The organism is Nonomuraea sp. NPDC050680, from assembly GCF_040654555.1.
GTDB lineage: Bacteria > Actinomycetota > Actinomycetes > Streptosporangiales > Streptosporangiaceae > Nonomuraea.
Genome location: NZ_JBFAIF010000005.1, coordinates 265,397 through 283,136, shown reverse-complemented (window position 1 = coordinate 283,136; position 17,740 = coordinate 265,397). Strand labels below are relative to the sequence as shown.

Sequence of the window (17,740 nt, the reverse complement as noted above, 5' to 3'; positions counted from 1 at the left end):
GATGCGTGTCCTCAGGCGCAATCTGACGGCCTACGGGTTCCTGTGCGCGGCGCTGGCGTGCTTCGCGGTCTTCGCGTGGTACCCGATGATCAGGGAGTTCGTCCTCAGCTTCCAGAAGACCACCCTGGTCAACCCGCCCACCTGGGTGGGACTGGACAACTTCCTGACCGTCGTCCAGAACCCGTCGTTCGGCAAGGCATGGCTGAACACCGTGGAGTTCACGGCACTCGCCCTGCTCTGCGGCTACGCCGTGCCGTTCGTCATGGCACTGGTGCTCAACGAGTTGCGCCACGCCCGGGCCTACCTGCGGTTCGTGGTCTACCTGCCGGTCATGCTGCCGCCGATCGTCGCGGTGCTGCTGTTCAGGTGGTTCTTCGACCCCGGGCCCGGACTGTTCAACCAGCTGCTCGACTTCTTCCACCTGCCGGCCCTGGCCTGGCTCGACTCCTCCTCGACCGCGCTGATCTCCCTGGTCATCGTCGCGACCTGGATGAACATGGGCAGCGCGACACTGATCTACCTGGCCGCGCTGCAGAACATCCCGCCCGAGCTGTACGAGGCGGCCGAGCTCGACGGGGCCGGCATCTTCAAGCGGATCAGGCACGTCACCATCCCGCAGACCCGGCTGATCCTGCTGCTCATGCTGATGCTGCAGGTCGTGGCCACCATGCAGGTGTTCATCGAGCCGTACATGCTCACCGGCGGCGGCCCGGAGGACGCCACGATGACCGTCGCCTTCCAGATGTACCAGTTCGCGTTCACGCTCCAGGACTACGGCGCGGGCGGCGCGCTCGGCATGATGCTGATGATCGTGCTCCTCGCCTTCGCGGCCTTCCAGCTGCGATTGACCAGGGAGGACAAAGCATGATCTCCGTCGGTGCCCGGGCGGCTACCGGGGCGCGGCGGGAGAAGAGAGCGCCTAAGCGGATCGAGGTCCAGTTTCGTACGATCGTCTCGCCGCATCAGCTCAACAGCAGGTGGGGGCGACGCATCTACTGGGCCGTCCTGATCGCGGTCGTCACCGGCTCCACCCTGGTCTTCGTCTTCCCGCTCTACTGGATGATCACCGGCGCCATGAAGACGGGCGAGGAGATCGCCCAGATGCCGCCGACCCTGTTCCCCGCCCACCCCACGTTCGACGCCTTCATCGAGGCGTGGGACCTGTTCGACATCGGCGTCCTGCTGAAGAACACCGCCTTCTACGCGCTGGGCGCCTGGCTGTTCTCCATGGCCGTGGACGTCGCGGCGGCGTACGCGCTGTCGAAGCTGCGGCCGATGTTCGGGAACGTGGTGCTGGGCGCGATGCTGGCCACGCTGATGATCCCGCCGATGGTGGTGATCATCCCGCTGTACGTCACGATCGTCGACCTGCACCTGCTGAACAACGCCTGGGGCCTGTGGTTCCCCGCGGCGGCGAACGGCTTCAACATCTTCCTGCTCAAGCGCTTCTTCGACTCCATCCCGCGGGAGCTGGTCGAGGCGGCCCAGATCGACGGCGCCGGGCCGCTGCGGGTCCTGTGGTCGGTGATCCTGCCGATCTCCAGGCCGATCCTCGGCGTGGTCTCCATCTTCACGATCGTCACCGCCTTCAAGGACTTCCTGCTCCCGCTGCTGGTCATGACCGACAGCGAGAACATGACGGTCAGCGTCGGCCTGTCGCAGACCGCCGGCGCGGTGAGCCAGAACCAGATCATGGGCGGCCTGGTCATCGCCGGCATCCCGATGATCATTGTTTTCTTCATCTTCCAACGGCACATCATGGCGGGTCTCACCGCCGGGAGCATTAAGGGATAGCGCATGTCGCAAACGTGGTGGCGGGGGGCCGCGATCTACCAGGTCTACCTGCGCAGCTTCGCCGACGGCAACGGTGACGGCATCGGCGATCTCGCCGGGCTGCGCTCGCGCCTGCCGTACCTGAAGGAACTCGGCATCGACGCCATCTGGCTGAACCCGTGGTACCCGTCGCCGATGGCCGACGGCGGCTACGACGTGGCCGACTACCGGGGTATCGAGCCGGTGTTCGGCACTCTGGCCGAGGCGGAGACGTTCATCGAGGAGGCGCACGAGCTCGACATCAAGGTCATCATCGACGTGGTGCCGAACCACAGCTCCACGGCGAACGCCTGGTTCCAGGAGGCGCTGACCGACCGCGGGGCCAGGGACCGGTTCTGGTTCCGTGACGAGCCGAACGACTGGCAGTCGATCTTCGGCGGGCCCGCCTGGACACAGGTCGCCGACGGACAGTGGTACCTGCACCTCTTCGCTCCAGAACAGCCGGATTTCAACTGGGACAACCCGGAGGTCCACCGCGAGTTCGAGGACGTGCTGCGCTTCTGGTTCGAGCGCGGCGTCGACGGCTTCCGGATCGACTCGGCGGCCCTGCTGTTCAAGTCGGACACCTCGTACGAGGACCTCGACGAGGTGCACGAGGTCTACCGGCGCTGGCGCGAGGTCGCCGACGAGTACGGCGACCGGGTGCTGATCGGCGAGGTGTGGCTGCCCGACCAGGAACGCTTCACCCGCTACCTGCGCCCCGACGAGCTGCACACCGCCTTCAACTTCGACTTCCTGGCCTGCCCGTGGGAGCCCGCCGAGCTGCGCCGGGTCATCGACCTCACACTGACCACGCACGCGCCGGTCGGCGCCCCGCCGACCTGGGTCCTGTCCAACCACGACGTCACCCGCCCGGTGACCAGGTACGGCCGGGCGGACACGACGTTCGCGCACGGCGGGCGCCTGCACGGCGTGCCCTCCGACCCGGAACTCGGCTACCGACGGGCCAGGGCGGCGGCCCTGCTGGCCATGGCGCTGCCCGGCAGCGTCTACGTCTACCAGGGTGAGGAGCTCGGCCTGCCGGAGGTCGAGGACCTGCCCGACGAACAGCGCCAGGACCCCATGTACCACCGCTCGGGCGGCACCAACCGGGGCAGGGACGGCTGCCGGGTGCCGCTTCCGTGGGCGGGCGACGAGCCGCCGTTCGGCTTCGGCTTCGGTGGGGCCCGCACCTGGCTGCCGCAGCCCGACAGCTGGCGCAAGGTAACGGCCGAGGCCCAGTCGGCCGACCTCGGCTCGATGCTCAACCTCTACCGCACCGCGCTCGCCCACCGCCGCGACCTCCTGGGCGACGGCACGCTCAAGTGGCTCACGATGGGGCCAGACGTCCTGGCCTTCACCCGGGAGTCCGGCCTGACCTGCGTGTCCAACCTGGGCACCGCTCCCGTACCGCTGCCGCCGGGCCGGGTGCTGCTGACCAGCGGACCTCTGGAGGACGGCGCCCTGCCGTCCGACACGACCGTCTGGCTAACATCGCCAGCGTGAAACGCCTGCCGTCCAAGCCACCGGCCCATCTCGACGCTGACGCCCTGTCCCTCTACGAGAAGATCATCGCGGGCCCACGCGGCACCTCGATGCTCGACGACGAAGGCGGGCTGATCGGCCCGTTCAACGCGATGCTGCTCAGCCCGCCGGTGGGCGACGCGCTGCAGGAGCTCGGCGCGGCGATCCGCTACCGCTCCGTGCTGAGCTCCCGGGCCAGGGAGATCGCGATCCTGGTCGTGGCCGGCCACTGCGACAGCGCCTTCGAGCAGCGCGTACACGAGGAGATCGGGCGCGGGCTCGGCCTGACCGACGACGAGCTCATGGCGCTGCGCACCGGCGCGCCACTGGACCTGCCGGATCCGGAGGAGGCCGCGGTGCTCGGCGTCACCAGGGCGCTGGTGGCACGGGCCGACCTCGACGACGCGGAGTACGCGCGGCTGGGGGAGCGCGTGGTGTTCGAGCTGACCACGCTGGTCGGCTACTACACCACGCTGGCACTCCAACTGCGCGTCTTCCGCGTCTAGGCCGTCAGCCGTCCCAGCCGTATGTTGAGATCAACGAAAGGGACAACATGCATCGAACGGTCACAACCTGCCTGACACTCGCTTTCGCCGCCATTACCGCCGTCCCCCTCTTCGCCGCTCCGGCATCGGCTGCCGCTCCCATAGCGGCTGCGGCCGCGAAGCCGCCGAACGTACGCGCGTGCTTCGACGGGAAGTGCAAGATCACGATCACCAAGGCGGTGAGATTCCGCATCTCCAGCCGGTACGGCTTCACCCGGCTGTCCATCGCGCGAGTCGGTTCCGGCATGGTGAAGGTGCAGGGCACGGGGCCCGGCGTCTCCTCGACAGTGGTGCTCGGCTCGGGCGGCCGGGGGACGATCAACAACCTGTCCGTGAGGGTGTCGGTCGCCCAGAAGTCGGCGACCATCCGCCTCACACCACGCTGACGCACTCCCGTTGCGTGTCTTCCGGGTCTCGGCGTTCTTCTCGTCACTACCCTTGGTAGCTGATCAGTCACATCAGGTCGCTTGACCTGACGGAGACCACCGAAAGGGACACCATGCATCGGATGGCCACAACCTGCCTGGCGCTCGCCTGCGCCGCCGCCGTCGTCGTCTCCGGCGCGTCCGTCGCCGCGGCTTCGGCGGGGAAGACGCGCGACGTCAGCGAGTGCTTCGACGGGAAGTGCAAGATCACCATCACCAAGCCGGTGAGCTTCCCCGTCTCCAGCACCCTCGGCTTCACCACGCTGTCGATCGCGCGCATCGGCGCCACGGTAAAGGTCGAGGGGACGGGGCCCGGCGTCTCCTCGTCCACGCAGCTGAGCGTGGGCGGCAACGGCTCGGTCGGCGCGCTGGCCGTACGAGTGCTGTCGATCACCCACAACTCGGCGACCGTCCACCTGGCACCCTCCTCATCCCGCTGACCACCCGCGCCCGGCCATGCGTCAGGCAAGGGCCGGGGCGCAACTCCGACCACTGAAACCACTGGAGAGTCACTGGAACCATTCGGCTAGGCACCAAGTTTCGGGCAGGTCTGGGGAGTTCTCCCGAGCAGATCGGGATCCTTCCATGAGGCTCGGCACCGGAGACCGCAGGGGCGTCGGGGGACGTTCACACGCCGCGGTCCTCAGGTCATTTCCGGAATGCCCGGAAGGGGATTGCACGTGCCTAAACCACGCCCACGCCAGACCGCGGGGGCCATCGCCCTGACGCTGGCCGCCTCCGGCAGCGCGGTGGTGATCCAGCCGCTGGCCTCGGCCCCGGCCATAGCCGCGAGGGTGAGCGCCACCTGCGTCAACACGGCCGCCGACGCCAGGACCATCCAGGCCGCCATCGACGCCTCCAAGGAGGGCGACGAGGTCGTGTTCAAGGGCCCGTGCCTGATCAACAGGACCATCACCCTGCGCGGCCGCCGGACGTACCGGGGTGACGCCAAGGCCGGGACGGTGATCAAGCAGGCCGACGGCGCGAACCTGCCCGCCATGCTGGCCTCGGAGTCCTGGGTCACCGACCAGGCGTACAGCTCCGACCCTGTCCGCATCGAGCGGCTAACACTGGATGGCAACCGCGACCACAACACCGGCACCGTGGGCCTGATGCTGCGCTCATGGGACAGCCGGATCTATGACGTGGACATCCTCGGCACGCCCAGCGACGGCATCCGCGTCAGCAACCCCTCCAAGAACGGCACCCGGCTCCGCAACACCATGGTCAACAGCGTGATCAGCGACGTCTACATCGAGCGGGCGGGCGGCTCCGGCCTCAAGGTGGTCGACCCCGGCAACGCGGTGACCGACTGGACGTTCCAGCGCTCGTGGATCGGCTTCAGCGGCGAGAGCGGCGTCGACGCGGAGAACTCGGCCGGATGGACGTTCAGCGACCTGCACCTGTACGCGACGCCGAAGAACGCCATCGACGCCCACCGCTGCTTCGGCACCTCCATCCACAACAACTACATCGAGGACTTCGGCACGAAGGCCACCGCGAGGCAGACCTATTACGGCATCCGCTGCGACCTCCAAGGCGAGGCCGGCACCACGATCTCCAACAACCTCATCCACAAATTCGGGCCCCGACCCGCCGTGACCCAGCCCGCGAACACCCGCCAGTACGGCAAGGCGCCCGCCCCGCAGCAGGACCCCTCCTTCGTCTACCTGGCCCTCGACTCCGTGAACTACGGCACCGGACACGCCACGGTGACCGGCAACTCCATCCTCGGCCACGGCACCAGACGGGAAACCGGCCTGCTGTTCAGGAGGGGCAGAGGCAACGGGCTGTCCATCGCGTCGACCGGCAACCTGGTCGACAACGTCGGCATCCCACGCTCGATCGGCTCCGGCGTACGGGTCACCGGCGGCTACTGACGCCGAAGCGACTGCCTGGCGTCAACGCGAGGTTGACGCCATGCGTCCGTCAACCTATGGTTGACGCATGTCGTGTGTCAATCGTTCACGTTCTGGCAGGATGTCCTGGCAGGGCCTCGCATGAGAGGCACGCGCCCGGTCCTCTCCAGAGCCCTCCGCTTCACTCTCGTCGCGCTGATCCTGGTCGCCGTGGTGATCGGAGCGCTGTGACCAAAGGGACGCTCTGGCGGCCGTCCCCGGTCAGACAACACGATCAGGCCGATGGACGCGGCCACGCCGAGCATCGGCGTTCTCCGGGAATCGGCGGCGTGTTCTGACCACTGTTGATCATCGACCCCGACGCGGACAACCTTGGCGAAAGTTCCAGGCATTTCGAAATGGGACGATCGCCCACCATGTCTGGATAGCGTCCTTCTCGCTTGATCATCCATATGCAGCTTGGTCATCCACACGCAGGGGGAACGCATGAGAAGAACGACTATGTACATCGGTGCGCTCGCGTTGGCGAGCACGATGGCCGTGGCCTCGGTCTCACCAGTGGCCTGGGCGGAGGTGAAGCGCTCCACGGCGGCGGTGAGCGCCGACCGTACCGTATGGCTGAACCCCGGTCAGACGCTGACAGCCGGCCACTCCGTACGCTCGTCCGGCGGGGCCTACGTCCTGCAGCAGCAGGAGGACGGCAACCTGGTGCTGTACCGGGGCAGGACGCCGCTGTGGAGCAGCCAGACCGGTGACAGCCCAGGCGCGTTCGCCGCCATGCAGAGCGACGGCAACCTGGTCGTCTACCGGGGGAAGACGCCCCTGTGGGCGTCCAATACCGGCGACAGCCCAGGTGCCCGCCTCGCGGTGCAGGACGACGGCAACCTGGTCATCTACGACGGCAAGACGCCGGTGTGGAACCGCCATGCCACGATCAGCGTGCTCGCCCCGGGCTACGCGCTCAAGCCCAACCAGTACGTCCGCTCCCGCAATGGTGACTACCAGCTCGTCCAGCAGGAGGACGGCAATCTGGTGCTCTACCGCGCCCGCCGGGCCCTGTGGGACTCCAAGACCGGAGGCAACCCCGGGGCCGTCACCCAGATGCAGAAAGACGGCAATCTGGTCGTCTACCTGGGCAAGACGCCGCTGTGGAACTCCGAGACCGGCAAGAACCCCGGGGCGCGACTCGAGGTGCAGGATGACGGCAATGTGGTCCTCTACGACGGCAGGACACCGCTCTGGTCCACGAAGACGGGCAGGTAACCAGCCCGGGTCATTGCCGGAAGGCGTCGGCGTTGTCAGCGACCCATTCGGCGTAGGTGCGAGGGGGGCGGCCGAGGATCCGCTCCACCTCGCCCGTGATCGGTACGGGCTTCCCGATGCTGTCCGCGAAGTAGCTCAGCAAGGAGTCGACCTGCTCCTTGCGCACCCCGTGCGCCATCATCGCCTGCGCGGCCATGTCCGGGCTGATCTCCTCATACCGCAGCGGCCGGCCCACCACCGAGCCGATGATCTCCACCTGCTCGGCGAAGGACAGCCCCTGCGGTCCGGTCAACGTGGGCGCCTGTCCCAGCAGGTCGTCTCCGAGCAGCGCCCGTACGGCGACGGCGGCGATGTCCGCCTCGTGGATCGGCGAGGTACGGGCCTGGGCGTACGGTCCGCGGACCACGTCTCCGGCCTGGAGCTGGGGGGTCCAGCGCAAGGAGTTCGCGGCGAAGGCGCCGGGGCGCAGATGCGTCCATTCCGGGACGGCGGCCTCCACCGCCGCCTCCAGCTCCCGGTGGATCGCGGCATTGCTGCCCTCCTCGGGGTCCTCCTCCTCGGCGACGACCAGGGCCGAGACGGTGACGACCCGCCGTACCCCCGCCGTCCTGGCCGCCTCCAGCAGGGCGACGGAGCCGCCCGTGATGTTCAGTACGAGGGCGGTCACGCCGTCGAAGTCGGGCCTGGCGCTGTCGCAAGCCTCGACTCCCTCGGGGAAGCGGGCCGTCTCGGGGGTACGGGTCAGGGCGCGTACCTTCACACCCTTGGCGGCCAGCTCGGCGACGAGCGGACGGCCGATGTTGCCGGTGGCTCCGGATACCAGAATCATGAGGTGCCTCTTTCCAGGTGGGAGAGTTTGTCGGGGTTGGTCACGGCGTAGATGCCGCATACCTGAGTCCCGTCGGGGACGAGGTCGAGGACGATGACCGCGAACGTGGTGTCACCGGACAGCAGCAGCGCCGACGGATCGCCGTTGACGGTCCGGAAGCGGATGTTGAGATCCGTGACAGGATGCAGGGTCGCGTTTCCGACGATCAAGCGGGCGATCTTGTCCCGCCCGTAGAGCGGCCGCAGCCCGGCCGCCCGTGCCTTGCCCCCGCCGTCGGCCCACATGACCACGTCCGGCGCCAGGACCCGCATGAGCGAGTCGAGGTCGCCGCCGGCCACGGCCGCGATGAACCGCTCCGTCACCTCCTGCCGAATCCGCGGGTCGGCCTGGTAACGCGGGCGGCGGGCGTGCACGTGCTCGCGGGCGCGGTGAGCGAGCTGGCGGATCGCCGACGGGCTGCGGTTCAGGATGCCCGCGATCTCAGTGTGGGCGTACCCGAAGACCTCGTTCAGGACGAACACCGCCCGTTCCAGCGGGGTGAGCGTCTCCAGCACCACGAGCAGCGCCATCGACACCGACTCGGCCCGCACCGCCGGATCCACGACATCTGGCTCCTGGGTGATGAGCGGCTCGGGCAACCAAGGACCGACGTAGTCCTCCCGGCGCCGGCTGATGCTCTCCTGCCGGGCCAGCGCCCGGTTGACGGCGATCCGCACCAGGTACGCGCGCGGGTTGGCGATCTCCTCACCCGTCTCGCTCCTGGGCGCCCAGGCGAGCCAGGTCTCCTGCAGTACGTCCTCGGTGTCGGCGACGCTGCCCAGCATGTTGTAAACGATCGAGAACAGCAGCTCGCGATGGCCGTTGAAGACGCTTGTCGCCTGCTCGCTCATTGTGCGCTCCTCCCTTCCGGGCCACGGGGTCATCAATGGAGAGCGGCGCCGCACCCTGGAGTGTGACCCGTTCCCCGCGAATGTGACCGGCATCTCACTGAAAGAATTTCGCCCGGCATGTACAGAACACGCGGACGGCTCCGACCCCCTCGTGAGCGGCGCGAGACGAGCGCCGGAATGTGGAAGGCAGTGAGATGAGCAAGGTCACCTGTGACATCGCGATGTCCGTCGACGGCTTCGTGGCGGGACCGAACCAGAGCCTGGAGAAACCGCTCGGCGAGGGCGCGGAGGAGCGTCTGCACCGCTGGATGTTCGACGAGCCCGAGGCGCACGCGGCCGTGATCGAGGGCATCACCGCGGCGGGGGCCTTCATCATGGGCCGCAACATGTTCGGCCCGAGCCGGGACGCCTGGGACATGGACTGGAAGGGCTGGTGGGGCGACGAGCCGCCGTACCACGCGCCGGTCTTCGTCCTCACCCACCACCCGCGCGAGCCGTTGACGATGCAGGGCGGCACGGTGTTCAACTTCGTCACCGAGGGGATCGAGGCGGCCCTGGCCCAGGCCCGTGAGGCCGCCGGAGACCGGGACGTCGCCATCGCGGGCGGCGCGCTGACGGTGAACCAGTACCTGGCCGCGGGTCTCATCGACGAGCTGCGCCTGCACGTCGCGCCGGTGATCCTCGGCAGGGGCGAGCGGCTGTTCGACGGCGTCGGAGACACCAACCTCGAACCGGTCAGCGAGGTGTCGGGCACCGATCTGGTCACGCACCTGATGTACCGCGTGATCCGGTAGCGGCGAGGGTTGCATCCGGTACCTAGGTCCAGGTTTACCGTCGAGGTATGAAACACCAGAACATAGCTCTTGGCCAGCAGTGGGTCCCCTCGGCGTGCACACTGCCCACTGCCGAGCAGCCGTTGCGGGTGGCCGAGTTCGACGCGTTGTTCGCCGAGGTCGTGCTGGCGATCCAGCGGCCGGACCCTACCCGGCTGCGGCTGGAGCTGATCATCACCGCGGAGAACGCGGCCCGGGCCGCTGAGCTGGCGGCCCGGGAGAACGGCTGCTGCTCCTTCTTCACCTTCACCCTCACCATCGCCGACGGCGCCATGGGTCTGGAGGTTCGGGTGCCCGAGCAGCGGGTCGACGTGCTGAACGCACTCCAGCGGCAGGCTGACGCGGCCATCCCGTCGGCGTGAACGCCGGACCGATCATGAGAGGCTTCTTCGATGGCCGCAGCGCGGGTCAGGGCGTGGCGGCTGACGGGGGCACGCATGCCGCATGAGATTCGGGAGCCGTTCCTGCTCATTGGGCAGGTCGCAGAGCCTGCCGAGATCAACGTCGAGACCCTGCGCACCGGACAGGTCGCCGAGCGCGCTGGGGTCAACGTCCAGACCCTGCGCTATTACGAGCGGCGCGGCCTGATCGCCGAACCGGGGCGCAGCCCTGGTGGGCACCGCGCCTACCCGCCCGAGACGGTCACCCTGCTCAGAGTGATCAAAGCCGCACAGCGGCTCGGCTTCACCCTGGAGGAGGTTTCCGAGCTGCTGGAGACCGGACGGCGCAGCCGCCCTGCGCCGGACTTGCAGGAGCGCGCCAAGCGCAAGCTCGCCGAGATCGAAGCCAAGATCGCCGACCTGCACACCATCCACGACGCCCTCAGCCAGGTGATCGCCGCCCGCTGCGCCAGCCTGACCCACTGCGCCTGCCCTGACTGCCCGCTGCCCTATGTACAGCTCGCTGACTAGCGAAGCACAGGACAGTGCCCACTGCCGCCCCCGCCACCGACGCCCGAGTATCCCACCAGCACGCAACGAGTCCAGGCCCGCACTATTCCCGGGCTGCGCCCTCTGGCCAGATCACGGTCACCTTCACCCCACGCGTCCTAGCCTCGGCAACCACCTCAGCCGTCCCGCCTGCCCCTGTGCCTGGCTGGCCATCCCAGACGGCCACCATCTCGTCCACAGACCCGAGCATGGCTTCATTGGCCGCCTCGTAGGCGCCCCTGTTGGCGTGGTCGAAATCCATGACGCGGACCAGCTTCGCGACGTCCATCAGCCGGTCGAACTGCTCGGCATGGTCTGCCTTCACCTTGGCCTGCCGGTAGTCGCGCGACGGGATGACCACTTCGAGTGTTCCGCCAGCTGCCAGGACGGCATCGGCGAACAACGAGTCGGCACCGCGAGCGATGCATGATACGCCCGTCAGGTCGTCGCCCACCTGTGCGAGGTGCTCGCGGATCGCTGCGAACATGAGGGAGCTTGTGCCTTCCGTCAGGTTCATGTGGCCGGTCACGCCGATCCGCATAGTCATACCCTTCACGTCAGGTGATCTCTAGCGGGCCAGCGTGTCGCGGATGTGCTGGCTCAGGTCCGCCGCCGCAGGATCATTGCGAGTTTTGACCTCAAGGTAGAACTCGCGGAGCTGCACGCGCACTCGATCCGCACCTGATCACGTCAGCTGGGTGAAGGAACTGTCCCGCTGGCTCCTGGAAGGCGATGGCCAGCGCGAACACGACGCCGAGCGCCACCTTGAGCCGATCGGGAACATGCACGGCGTCCAGGCTAGGGCAGGGGTTCCGGCGGTCTGTACCAGCCGAAAGTACTGTTGCGTTCCCTTCTTTCAGTCGATGTGGACACCGGGTCCTGTTGTGCAGGATGAGGTCCCATGCCACCTGAAGTGCCTCAACGACGCCTGGGGATCGCGGGGCTGGACGTGGTCCGTGGGTTCGCGTTGTGCGGGATCTTGTCGGCCGACGTCCAGCCGATCGCCAGTATCGGGGCTCCGCCCGTTGCGGCGACCTCGGCGAGCTCCGCGGACGCCTGGCTCGGGCTGCTCGTCGAGCAACGCTTGACCGGCCGCTGCCGGCCGGCCGCTCCCGCTTGAGGCGCTCAGCCCCGCCTGAGCGGTGCTCCGCCTCACGACCACCAGATCTCGCGACGGCTTTTCCCGGCCCCACAGTTTCCGCTCCATGCCGCGCGAGGAGTTCCCCACCAGCCGGCCGTCACCACCGAAAGACGGAAGAAGGACACCCTCATGACTCATACGACCGAGCCGAAGCCCACGGCCACGCCGCGCCGTCCTCTCCTGCGCCGCGGCCTGGCCGCTGCCGCCGGGCTGGCCACTCTCACGGCGTCCGCCTGGCTCACCCTCATCCCCGGCGCCTTGGCCGACGCCACGCCCACCCCGGCTCCCACGCCCACCCCGGCTCCCACGGCCACACCGATCGCCACCCCCTACCTGCCCGCGCCCACCGGCCCGCATCGGGTCGGCACCGCCTCCCTGTACCTGAAGGACAGCTCCCGGCCCGACCCGTGGGTCCCCGAGGTCAAGGCCAGAGAGCTCATGGTGTCCCTGTGGTACCCGACCGAGGCGCGCAGCGGGCAGCGGGCCCCGTACATGACGCCGAAGGAGTCGGAGCTCAACCTGAAGGGCTCGAAGATCACCGGCGTGCCGTCCGACATCCTGAGCAAGACGCGGACCGGCAGCCTCGTCGGCGCCGCGCCCGCAGGAGGCAAGCACAGCCTGCCGCTCGTGGTGCTCTCACCCGGCTTCACCCGGTCCCGCAGCTCGCTCACCGGCCTGGCCGAGGACCTGGCGAGCCGAGGGTACGTCGTGGCCGGCATCGACCACACTTACGAGAACTACGCCACGACTTTCCCCGACGGGCGCGTCGCCACCTGCGCCGCCTGCGAGCTCGACACCGCCGAGAACATCGGCCAGAAGGTGGTGGAGAACCGACCGGCCGACATCTCCTTCGTCCTCGACCAGCTGACCGGCCCGCACCCCAAGTGGAAGGGCGGCGCCCTGATCGACACCTCCCGGATCGCGATGGCGGGCGCCTCCGTCGGCGGCGCGAGCGCCGCCGGGGCCATGCTGAAGGACTCCCGGATACGCGCCGGGATCAACCTGGACGGCAACATGTTCGTCCCCGTTCCCGACAGCGGACTGGCCAGGCCGTTCATGTTCATGGGCCAGCCGGCGCACCAACCCGGCGGCCAGGACACCACGTGGGATCGCGACTGGAAGAACCTGACCGGATGGAAGCGCTGGCTGGTGCTGGAAGGAGCGGTGCACCCGTCCTTCACCGACCTCGACATGCTGGCCCGCCAGATCGGCGTCAACCTCGGCAGCACCCTGACGGGAACCCGCTCGGTGGACCTCACCCGCAAGTACGTCGCAGCCTTCTTCGACCTGCACCTGCGCGGCAAGCGGCAACCCCTGCTCGACAAGCACTCCACGCGTTACCCCGAGGTCGCATTCTGCTCACCGCCGACGACGACCTGCCAATAGCAGATCGCCCACATGCAGCCAGTCCACCGAGATGATCAAAGGCCCTGCCTCTTCGTGGGCGGGCCGCGGCGGCACTCCCCTGAGCTCGGGACATGGCCATCAAGGTCCATCTTGGAAGTGGTTAACCGCCGGGGGGCGGGGGCCGGCAGGCCCTCGCCGAATGGCGAAGCCCCCAGGAAGACAGCCCGAGCGAAGAGCGAGGACCTTGCTGGTAAATGGGGGCGTCAGCCCCTGGCAACACAGCCCGAAGCCCCAAGGCGCGAAGCGCCCCATAGGGGAGGTCATTGCTTTCAGGCGGATTCGCGGACGACCAGTTCGGTGGGGAGGATGACGGGCTCGGCGGGGCCGCCTGTGAACAGGCCCAGCAGTAGGCGCACCATGGCTGCCGCCTGTTCGGGCACCGGGTGGCGCACGGTGGTCAGTGGGGGTTCGGTGTACTTGGCGGCCTCTATGTCGTCGAAGCCCACCACGGCCACGTCGTCCGGCACCCGCCGGCCGGCCAGGCGGAGTGACTGCAGAGCGCCCACCGCCATCAGGTCGTTCGCCACGAAGACGGCGTCCAGGCCGGGGTCGTCGCCCAGCAGTTGGCGCATGGCCACCGCGCCGGACTGCCGGGTGAAGTCGCCCACCGCGACGATGGAGCGGCGGTCGGAGTCGCGCAGGATGTTGCGGTAGCCCGTGAGGCGGTCCTGGCCGCCGATCATGTCCTGGGGGCCGGCGATCGTGGCGATTCGGCGTCTGCCCGCCTCGACCAGGTGGCGGACCGCCGCCTCGGCGCCGCCGACGTTGTCGTTGTCGACGTACGGGATGTTGACGGGTACGGCGGGCCTGCCGTACGAGACGACCGGGACGCGCAGGTGGGACAGCGCGGCGGGCAGGGGGTCGGCGCCGTGCATGGAGATGAGCATGACGCCGTCCACGTGGCCGCCCGCGATGTAGCGCTCCACCCGCGCATGGCTCTTGGGGGAGGAGGCGAGCATGAGGACGACCTGCTTGTCGGCCGCTTCCAGTTCGACGCTGGCCGAGCGGATGGCCGTGGCGAACAGCGGGTCCTCCGAGAACACCCTGGTAGGTGGTTCGGAGACGACCAGGGCGATGGAGTCGGTGCGCTGGGTGACCAGGCTGCGCGCCGCCGGGTTGGGCAGGTAGCCCAGTTCGTCGATGGCACGCAGGACGGCGTCGCGGATTTCCGGCGCCACCGTCGTCTGCCCGTTGACGACCCGGGACGCGGTGGCGCGCGAGACCCCCGCGCGGGCGGCGACCGCCTCCAGCGTCGGCCGTCTCACGGCCGTGCCACCGTCTCAGCGCGGGAGTCCGCCATGTGGGAGAGCACGGAAGGAATCTACAGGCCGTTCCTGCGGATCACGCCCCGATACCACAGCGCACTGTCCTTGGGCACCCGAGCCGGCGCGTTCAGGCCGGGTCGTGGCGCAGGCGCTCGACCATCTCGGCCGCCCTCGCCCGCCAGATCGGCTCCTCGACCAGGTCGAGACAGAGCTGGAAGTAGTGCAGCGCCTCGTCGGGCCGGCCCTGCTTCAGGCTGACCTCGCCCCGCGCGTAGAACGTCATCCCCTGGCCATGGCCGTCGCCCGCCCGGGCGAACATGGCGGCGCACCGGTCGAGCGTGGTGGCGGCGAGCTCGTACCGGCCCAGCTCGGAGTACGCCTGGCCGAGCCTGCGCAGCGCCATCCGCTCGCCGGTGCCCCAGCCCAGCTCGCGGCTGGCCTCGATGCTCGCCTCATAGTGCCCGATCGCGGTCTCGACCTCGCCCAGCTCGAAGTGCGCGATGCCGAGCACGCGGCGGAACCTGATCGCGAAGTCGGCGAAGCGCGGGTCGGCCGCCAGCTCCAGGCCGCGCCGGCAGGTCGCTATCGCCAGGTCGTACTCGGCCCGGTCGAGGTGGATCCCCGAGGTCGTGACCAGCGCGCTGATCAGCCCGTTGGTGTCCCCGTACGCCTCGAAGAGCGGCAAGGAGCGGGTGACGAGTGTGAGAGCGCTTTCGTAGCGGCCGGAGATCAGCTCGCAGATGGCCAGCGTGGCCAGCGCGTACGCGACCGCGTGCCGGTCGCCCGCGCCCTCGAAGTAGTCGATCAGCAACCGCAGCTCGGGCTCGGCGAGCGCGGTCCGGCGGCGGTCCGTGAGGATGTCGGCTCTGACCAGGCGGATCAGCATGGTCGTGTGGGTGTCGCCGGTCCGTTCGGCGACGTTCTCCAGCAGGCCGATCGCCTCGGCGAAGAAGCCGTGCGCCACGAGGAACGGCGCCAGCCGCTGGGCGAGCTCGGCGGCGGTGACGGGCTCGGCCAGCGCGACGGCGTCGGCCAGCGTCTTGCGCTCGGCGTGCAGCCACGCACGCTGCCAGCCGCCGTCCACCCGCGCGGACTCCACTGGTGGCGGCACGGTGTCCATGGAGGGCCTCATGGGCGGGGGGTACTCCAGCGCCGCCGCGCGTAATCGGGCCAGGCACTCCTCGACGAACCCCAGGAGCGCGGCGGCCCGTCCGGCCGGGCTCTCCTCCGCCTCCGCGCGCTCGCGGGCGAAGGCGCGCAGCAGGTCGTGCATGCGGTAACGGGGCTGGCCGCTCTCGTCCACCTCGTTCGCCGTCACCAGCCCGGCCAGCGCCAGCGTCTCGACCGCGGACTCCGCCTCGCGCCGCGGTACGCCCATCAGCGCCGCCACGCTCCAGTCCGCCGCGCTCTCCAGCCCGGCCAGCCCCAGCAGGCGGAACGCGCGGCGCGCGGGCGCGGACAGCACCTCGTAACTCGCCACGAAGTGGGCCCGTACGTTCTGCCCGCCGAGCGCCAGTTCGTCGAGCGGCGCACCGGTGACGGCCAGTCGCGCGGCGAGGTCCTTGAGCGACCAGGCGGGCCTGGCGGCGAGCCGGGCGCCGGCGATCCTGACGGCCAGCGGCAGCCGTCCGCAGGCGTGCAGGATGGCCCGCGCCGCGTCGGGCTCGTCCCGTACGCGTGAGCCGCCCGCCACGCTCTCCAGCAGTTCCCGGGCCTCGCGCTCCGGCGGCACGCCCAGCGAGACCGCGACCGCGCCGGGCAGCGCGATGAGCGGACCCCTGCTGGTCACCAGCACGGCGCAGCGCGGCGTACCCGGGAGCAGCGGCGCCACCTGGAGCCCGTCGGCGGCGTCGTCGAGTACCACGAGCACGGCCTTGTCGGCGAGCAGCGACCGGTAGAGCGCGGCCCGCTCCGCCACCGTGTCGGGGATCGAGTCGCCCTCGACCCGCAGGGCCCGCAGCACCTCCGCCAGCAGCGCGCCGGGCTCCTGCGGCACCGGCGAGGCGCCGGAGAGCCGCAGGTAGAGCTGGCCGTCGGGGAAGTCCTCGCGCAGCAGGTGCGCGGCCCGCACGGCCAGGGTGCTCTTGCCGACGCCCGGCGGCCCCGTGACGGTGACGATCGGGAGGGCGGCGGGCGTGATCTCGGGGCGCAGGAGCGTGGCGATGGCGGTCAGCTCCTCGGACCTGCCCACGAAGTCGGCGATGTCGGCCGGCAGCTGGCAGATCGCGCCCCGCTGCTCCGGTCTGTTCGCGGAGGGGGCGCCGGACAGGACGGCGGCCTGGAGCAGCCGCAGCTCGGGTCCTGGCTCGATGCCCAGCTCGGTGACCAGCGCCTCGCGGGCCTGCCGGTAGGTCTCCAGCGCCTCGGCCCGCCGGCCGGAGCGCGCCAGCGCCAGCATGAGCTGCTGCCAGGCCCGCTCGCGCAGCGGCTGCTCGGCCACGAACACCCGTAACGCGCCGATCACCTCATCGTGCATGCCGAGTTGGAGTCGCAGGTCGGCCCAGTCGGCGCGGACGTCGGCCAGCCGCTCCTCCAGCTCGGTCAGCCGGGGGGTCATGACGTTCCCCAGCGAGGCGTCCTCGGCGGGACGGCCGCGCCACAGGGCCAGGGCGTGCTCGAGCCGCCGGGCGGCCGACGCGGGATCGGATTCGACCCGGGCCCTCCGTACCTCGTCCTCGAACAGGAGCAGGTCGAGCTCGTCGGGCGCGGCCTCGAAGAGGTACCCCGCGCCGCTGGTGTGCAGCCGGGCCTCCGGCTGCAGCGCCCTGCGCAACTGGGCCACGTACGTCTGGAGGTTGGCCACGGCGGACGGGGGCGGATCGTCCCAGACGGCGGCTATGAGGCGGTCACGGGAGACGGTCGTGTTGACGTTGAGCAGCACGGTGGCCAGCACGGCGCGCTGCCTGCCGCTCAGACGGATGTGGCGCCCGGTCGCGTGACGTGCGCGAACAGGACCGAGGACGCCGAAGATGGCATCAGCCAACGGGCTCCGCTCCCTGCTGTAACCATTTTGTGGCG

The 17,740-nt window shown here is 69.4% G+C and carries 18 protein-coding genes; 13 read left to right on the top strand and 5 right to left on the bottom strand.

The features are described from left to right. Position 1: 1 nt before the first annotated feature. The 8 genes from AB0H88_RS21250 (at position 2) to AB0H88_RS21215 (ending at position 7,428) form a co-directional block, all read left to right on the top strand. On the top strand, positions 2–868 hold the full coding sequence (locus AB0H88_RS21250; protein WP_357646875.1) for a sugar ABC transporter permease: 867 nt from the start codon (positions 2–4) through the stop codon (positions 866–868). After that, complete coding sequence (locus tag AB0H88_RS21245) at positions 865–1,794, top strand: carbohydrate ABC transporter permease (protein WP_357646873.1); 930 nt, start codon at positions 865–867, stop codon at positions 1,792–1,794. The genes AB0H88_RS21250 and AB0H88_RS21245 overlap by 4 nt, the downstream gene beginning before the upstream one ends. Positions 1,795–1,797: 3 nt before the next feature. Then, positions 1,798–3,318, top strand: a complete 1,521-nt coding sequence (locus tag AB0H88_RS21240) for a glycoside hydrolase family 13 protein (RefSeq protein WP_357646871.1) — start codon at positions 1,798–1,800, stop codon at positions 3,316–3,318. Then, positions 3,315–3,842 carry a carboxymuconolactone decarboxylase family protein gene (locus AB0H88_RS21235; RefSeq protein WP_357646869.1) on the top strand — a complete coding sequence of 176 codons (528 nt, stop codon included), beginning with the start codon at positions 3,315–3,317 and terminating at the stop codon, positions 3,840–3,842. Before AB0H88_RS21240 ends, AB0H88_RS21235 begins: the two co-directional genes overlap by 4 nt. A 47-nt stretch (positions 3,843–3,889) precedes the next feature. Next, the gene (locus AB0H88_RS21230) at positions 3,890–4,267 is read left to right on the top strand and encodes a hypothetical protein (RefSeq protein WP_357646867.1); all 378 of its coding nucleotides are present in this window, start codon (positions 3,890–3,892) and stop codon (positions 4,265–4,267) included. 122 nt (positions 4,268–4,389) lie between these two features. Beyond that, entirely contained in the window at positions 4,390–4,746 is a 357-nt protein-coding gene (locus AB0H88_RS21225) for a hypothetical protein (RefSeq protein ID WP_357646865.1), read from the top strand. Positions 4,747–4,986: 240 nt separating this feature from the next. After that, a complete protein-coding gene (locus AB0H88_RS21220) occupies positions 4,987–6,186 on the top strand; it encodes a hypothetical protein (RefSeq protein WP_357646863.1) in 1,200 nt (399 codons plus the stop codon). 465 nt (positions 6,187–6,651) lie between these two features. Further along, complete coding sequence (locus AB0H88_RS21215; RefSeq protein WP_357646861.1) at positions 6,652–7,428, top strand: hypothetical protein; 777 nt, start codon at positions 6,652–6,654, stop codon at positions 7,426–7,428. Between the two features lie 10 nt (positions 7,429–7,438). Here AB0H88_RS21215 and AB0H88_RS21210 read toward each other — a convergent pair whose 3' ends face one another. Continuing rightward, a complete protein-coding gene (locus AB0H88_RS21210; protein ID WP_357646860.1) occupies positions 7,439–8,257 on the bottom strand; it encodes an NAD(P)H-binding protein in 819 nt (272 codons plus the stop codon). Then, on the bottom strand, positions 8,254–9,147 hold the full coding sequence (gene sigJ, locus AB0H88_RS21205; RefSeq protein WP_357646858.1) for an RNA polymerase sigma factor SigJ: 894 nt from the start codon (positions 9,145–9,147) through the stop codon (positions 8,254–8,256). Before sigJ ends, AB0H88_RS21210 begins: the two co-directional genes overlap by 4 nt. Positions 9,148–9,341: 194 nt before the next feature. Between sigJ and AB0H88_RS21200 the strand changes: the two genes are divergently transcribed. The 3 genes from AB0H88_RS21200 to AB0H88_RS21190 all read left to right on the top strand — a co-directional run bounded on the left by AB0H88_RS21200 (position 9,342) and on the right by AB0H88_RS21190 (position 10,891). Next, entirely contained in the window at positions 9,342–9,941 is a 600-nt protein-coding gene (locus AB0H88_RS21200; RefSeq protein ID WP_357646856.1) for a dihydrofolate reductase family protein, read from the top strand. 47 nt (positions 9,942–9,988) lie between these two features. Beyond that, entirely contained in the window at positions 9,989–10,342 is a 354-nt protein-coding gene (locus AB0H88_RS21195) for a hypothetical protein (RefSeq protein WP_357646854.1), read from the top strand. Positions 10,343–10,417: 75 nt separating this feature from the next. Beyond that, a complete protein-coding gene (locus AB0H88_RS21190; protein ID WP_357646852.1) occupies positions 10,418–10,891 on the top strand; it encodes a MerR family transcriptional regulator in 474 nt (157 codons plus the stop codon). Positions 10,892–10,973: 82 nt separating this feature from the next. Here the strand turns inward: AB0H88_RS21190 and AB0H88_RS21185 are convergent, their stop codons facing one another. After that, complete coding sequence (locus tag AB0H88_RS21185) at positions 10,974–11,456, bottom strand: hypothetical protein (RefSeq protein ID WP_357646850.1); 483 nt, start codon at positions 11,454–11,456, stop codon at positions 10,974–10,976. 354 nt (positions 11,457–11,810) lie between these two features. Here AB0H88_RS21185 and AB0H88_RS21180 point away from each other — a divergent pair, with 354 nt between their 5' ends. Both AB0H88_RS21180 and AB0H88_RS21175 read left to right on the top strand, forming a co-directional pair. After that, positions 11,811–12,029: a hypothetical protein gene (locus tag AB0H88_RS21180; RefSeq protein WP_357646848.1), complete on the top strand. Its 219-nt coding sequence runs from the start codon at positions 11,811–11,813 to the stop codon at positions 12,027–12,029. Between the two features lie 150 nt (positions 12,030–12,179). Further along, entirely contained in the window at positions 12,180–13,436 is a 1,257-nt protein-coding gene (locus tag AB0H88_RS21175) for an alpha/beta hydrolase (RefSeq protein ID WP_357646846.1), read from the top strand. Between the two features lie 290 nt (positions 13,437–13,726). Here the strand turns inward: AB0H88_RS21175 and AB0H88_RS21170 are convergent, their stop codons facing one another. Beyond that, positions 13,727–14,722 carry a LacI family DNA-binding transcriptional regulator gene (locus tag AB0H88_RS21170; RefSeq protein WP_357646845.1) on the bottom strand — a complete coding sequence of 332 codons (996 nt, stop codon included), beginning with the start codon at positions 14,720–14,722 and terminating at the stop codon, positions 13,727–13,729. 127 nt (positions 14,723–14,849) lie between these two features. Further along, positions 14,850–17,705 (bottom strand): BTAD domain-containing putative transcriptional regulator, encoded by a 2,856-nt coding sequence (locus tag AB0H88_RS21165; protein ID WP_357646843.1) that lies wholly within the window; start codon positions 17,703–17,705, stop codon positions 14,850–14,852. Between the last annotated feature and the right edge of the window lie 35 nt (positions 17,706–17,740).

Excerpts from the sequence above, each read along its gene's own strand:
- AB0H88_RS21215 (WP_357646861.1), top strand. The coding sequence starts at position 6,652 with ATGAGAAGAACGACTATGTACATCGGTGCGCTCGCGTTGGCGAGCACG.
- AB0H88_RS21250 (WP_357646875.1), top strand. The coding sequence starts at position 2 with ATGCGTGTCCTCAGGCGCAATCTGACGGCCTACGGGTTCCTGTGCGCG.
- AB0H88_RS21230 (WP_357646867.1), top strand. The coding sequence starts at position 3,890 with ATGCATCGAACGGTCACAACCTGCCTGACACTCGCTTTCGCCGCCATT.
- AB0H88_RS21175 (WP_357646846.1), top strand. The coding sequence starts at position 12,180 with ATGACTCATACGACCGAGCCGAAGCCCACGGCCACGCCGCGCCGTCCT.
- AB0H88_RS21225 (WP_357646865.1), top strand. The coding sequence starts at position 4,390 with ATGGCCACAACCTGCCTGGCGCTCGCCTGCGCCGCCGCCGTCGTCGTC.
- AB0H88_RS21190 (WP_357646852.1), top strand. The coding sequence starts at position 10,418 with ATGCCGCATGAGATTCGGGAGCCGTTCCTGCTCATTGGGCAGGTCGCA.
- AB0H88_RS21195 (WP_357646854.1), top strand. The coding sequence starts at position 9,989 with ATGAAACACCAGAACATAGCTCTTGGCCAGCAGTGGGTCCCCTCGGCG.
- AB0H88_RS21210 (WP_357646860.1), bottom strand. The coding sequence starts at position 8,257 with ATGATTCTGGTATCCGGAGCCACCGGCAACATCGGCCGTCCGCTCGTC.
- AB0H88_RS21245 (WP_357646873.1), top strand. The coding sequence starts at position 865 with ATGATCTCCGTCGGTGCCCGGGCGGCTACCGGGGCGCGGCGGGAGAAG.
- AB0H88_RS21185 (WP_357646850.1), bottom strand. The coding sequence starts at position 11,456 with ATGACTATGCGGATCGGCGTGACCGGCCACATGAACCTGACGGAAGGC.
- AB0H88_RS21240 (WP_357646871.1), top strand. The coding sequence starts at position 1,798 with ATGTCGCAAACGTGGTGGCGGGGGGCCGCGATCTACCAGGTCTACCTG.
- sigJ (WP_357646858.1), bottom strand. The coding sequence starts at position 9,147 with ATGAGCGAGCAGGCGACAAGCGTCTTCAACGGCCATCGCGAGCTGCTG.
- AB0H88_RS21200 (WP_357646856.1), top strand. The coding sequence starts at position 9,342 with ATGAGCAAGGTCACCTGTGACATCGCGATGTCCGTCGACGGCTTCGTG.
- AB0H88_RS21180 (WP_357646848.1), top strand. The coding sequence starts at position 11,811 with ATGCCACCTGAAGTGCCTCAACGACGCCTGGGGATCGCGGGGCTGGAC.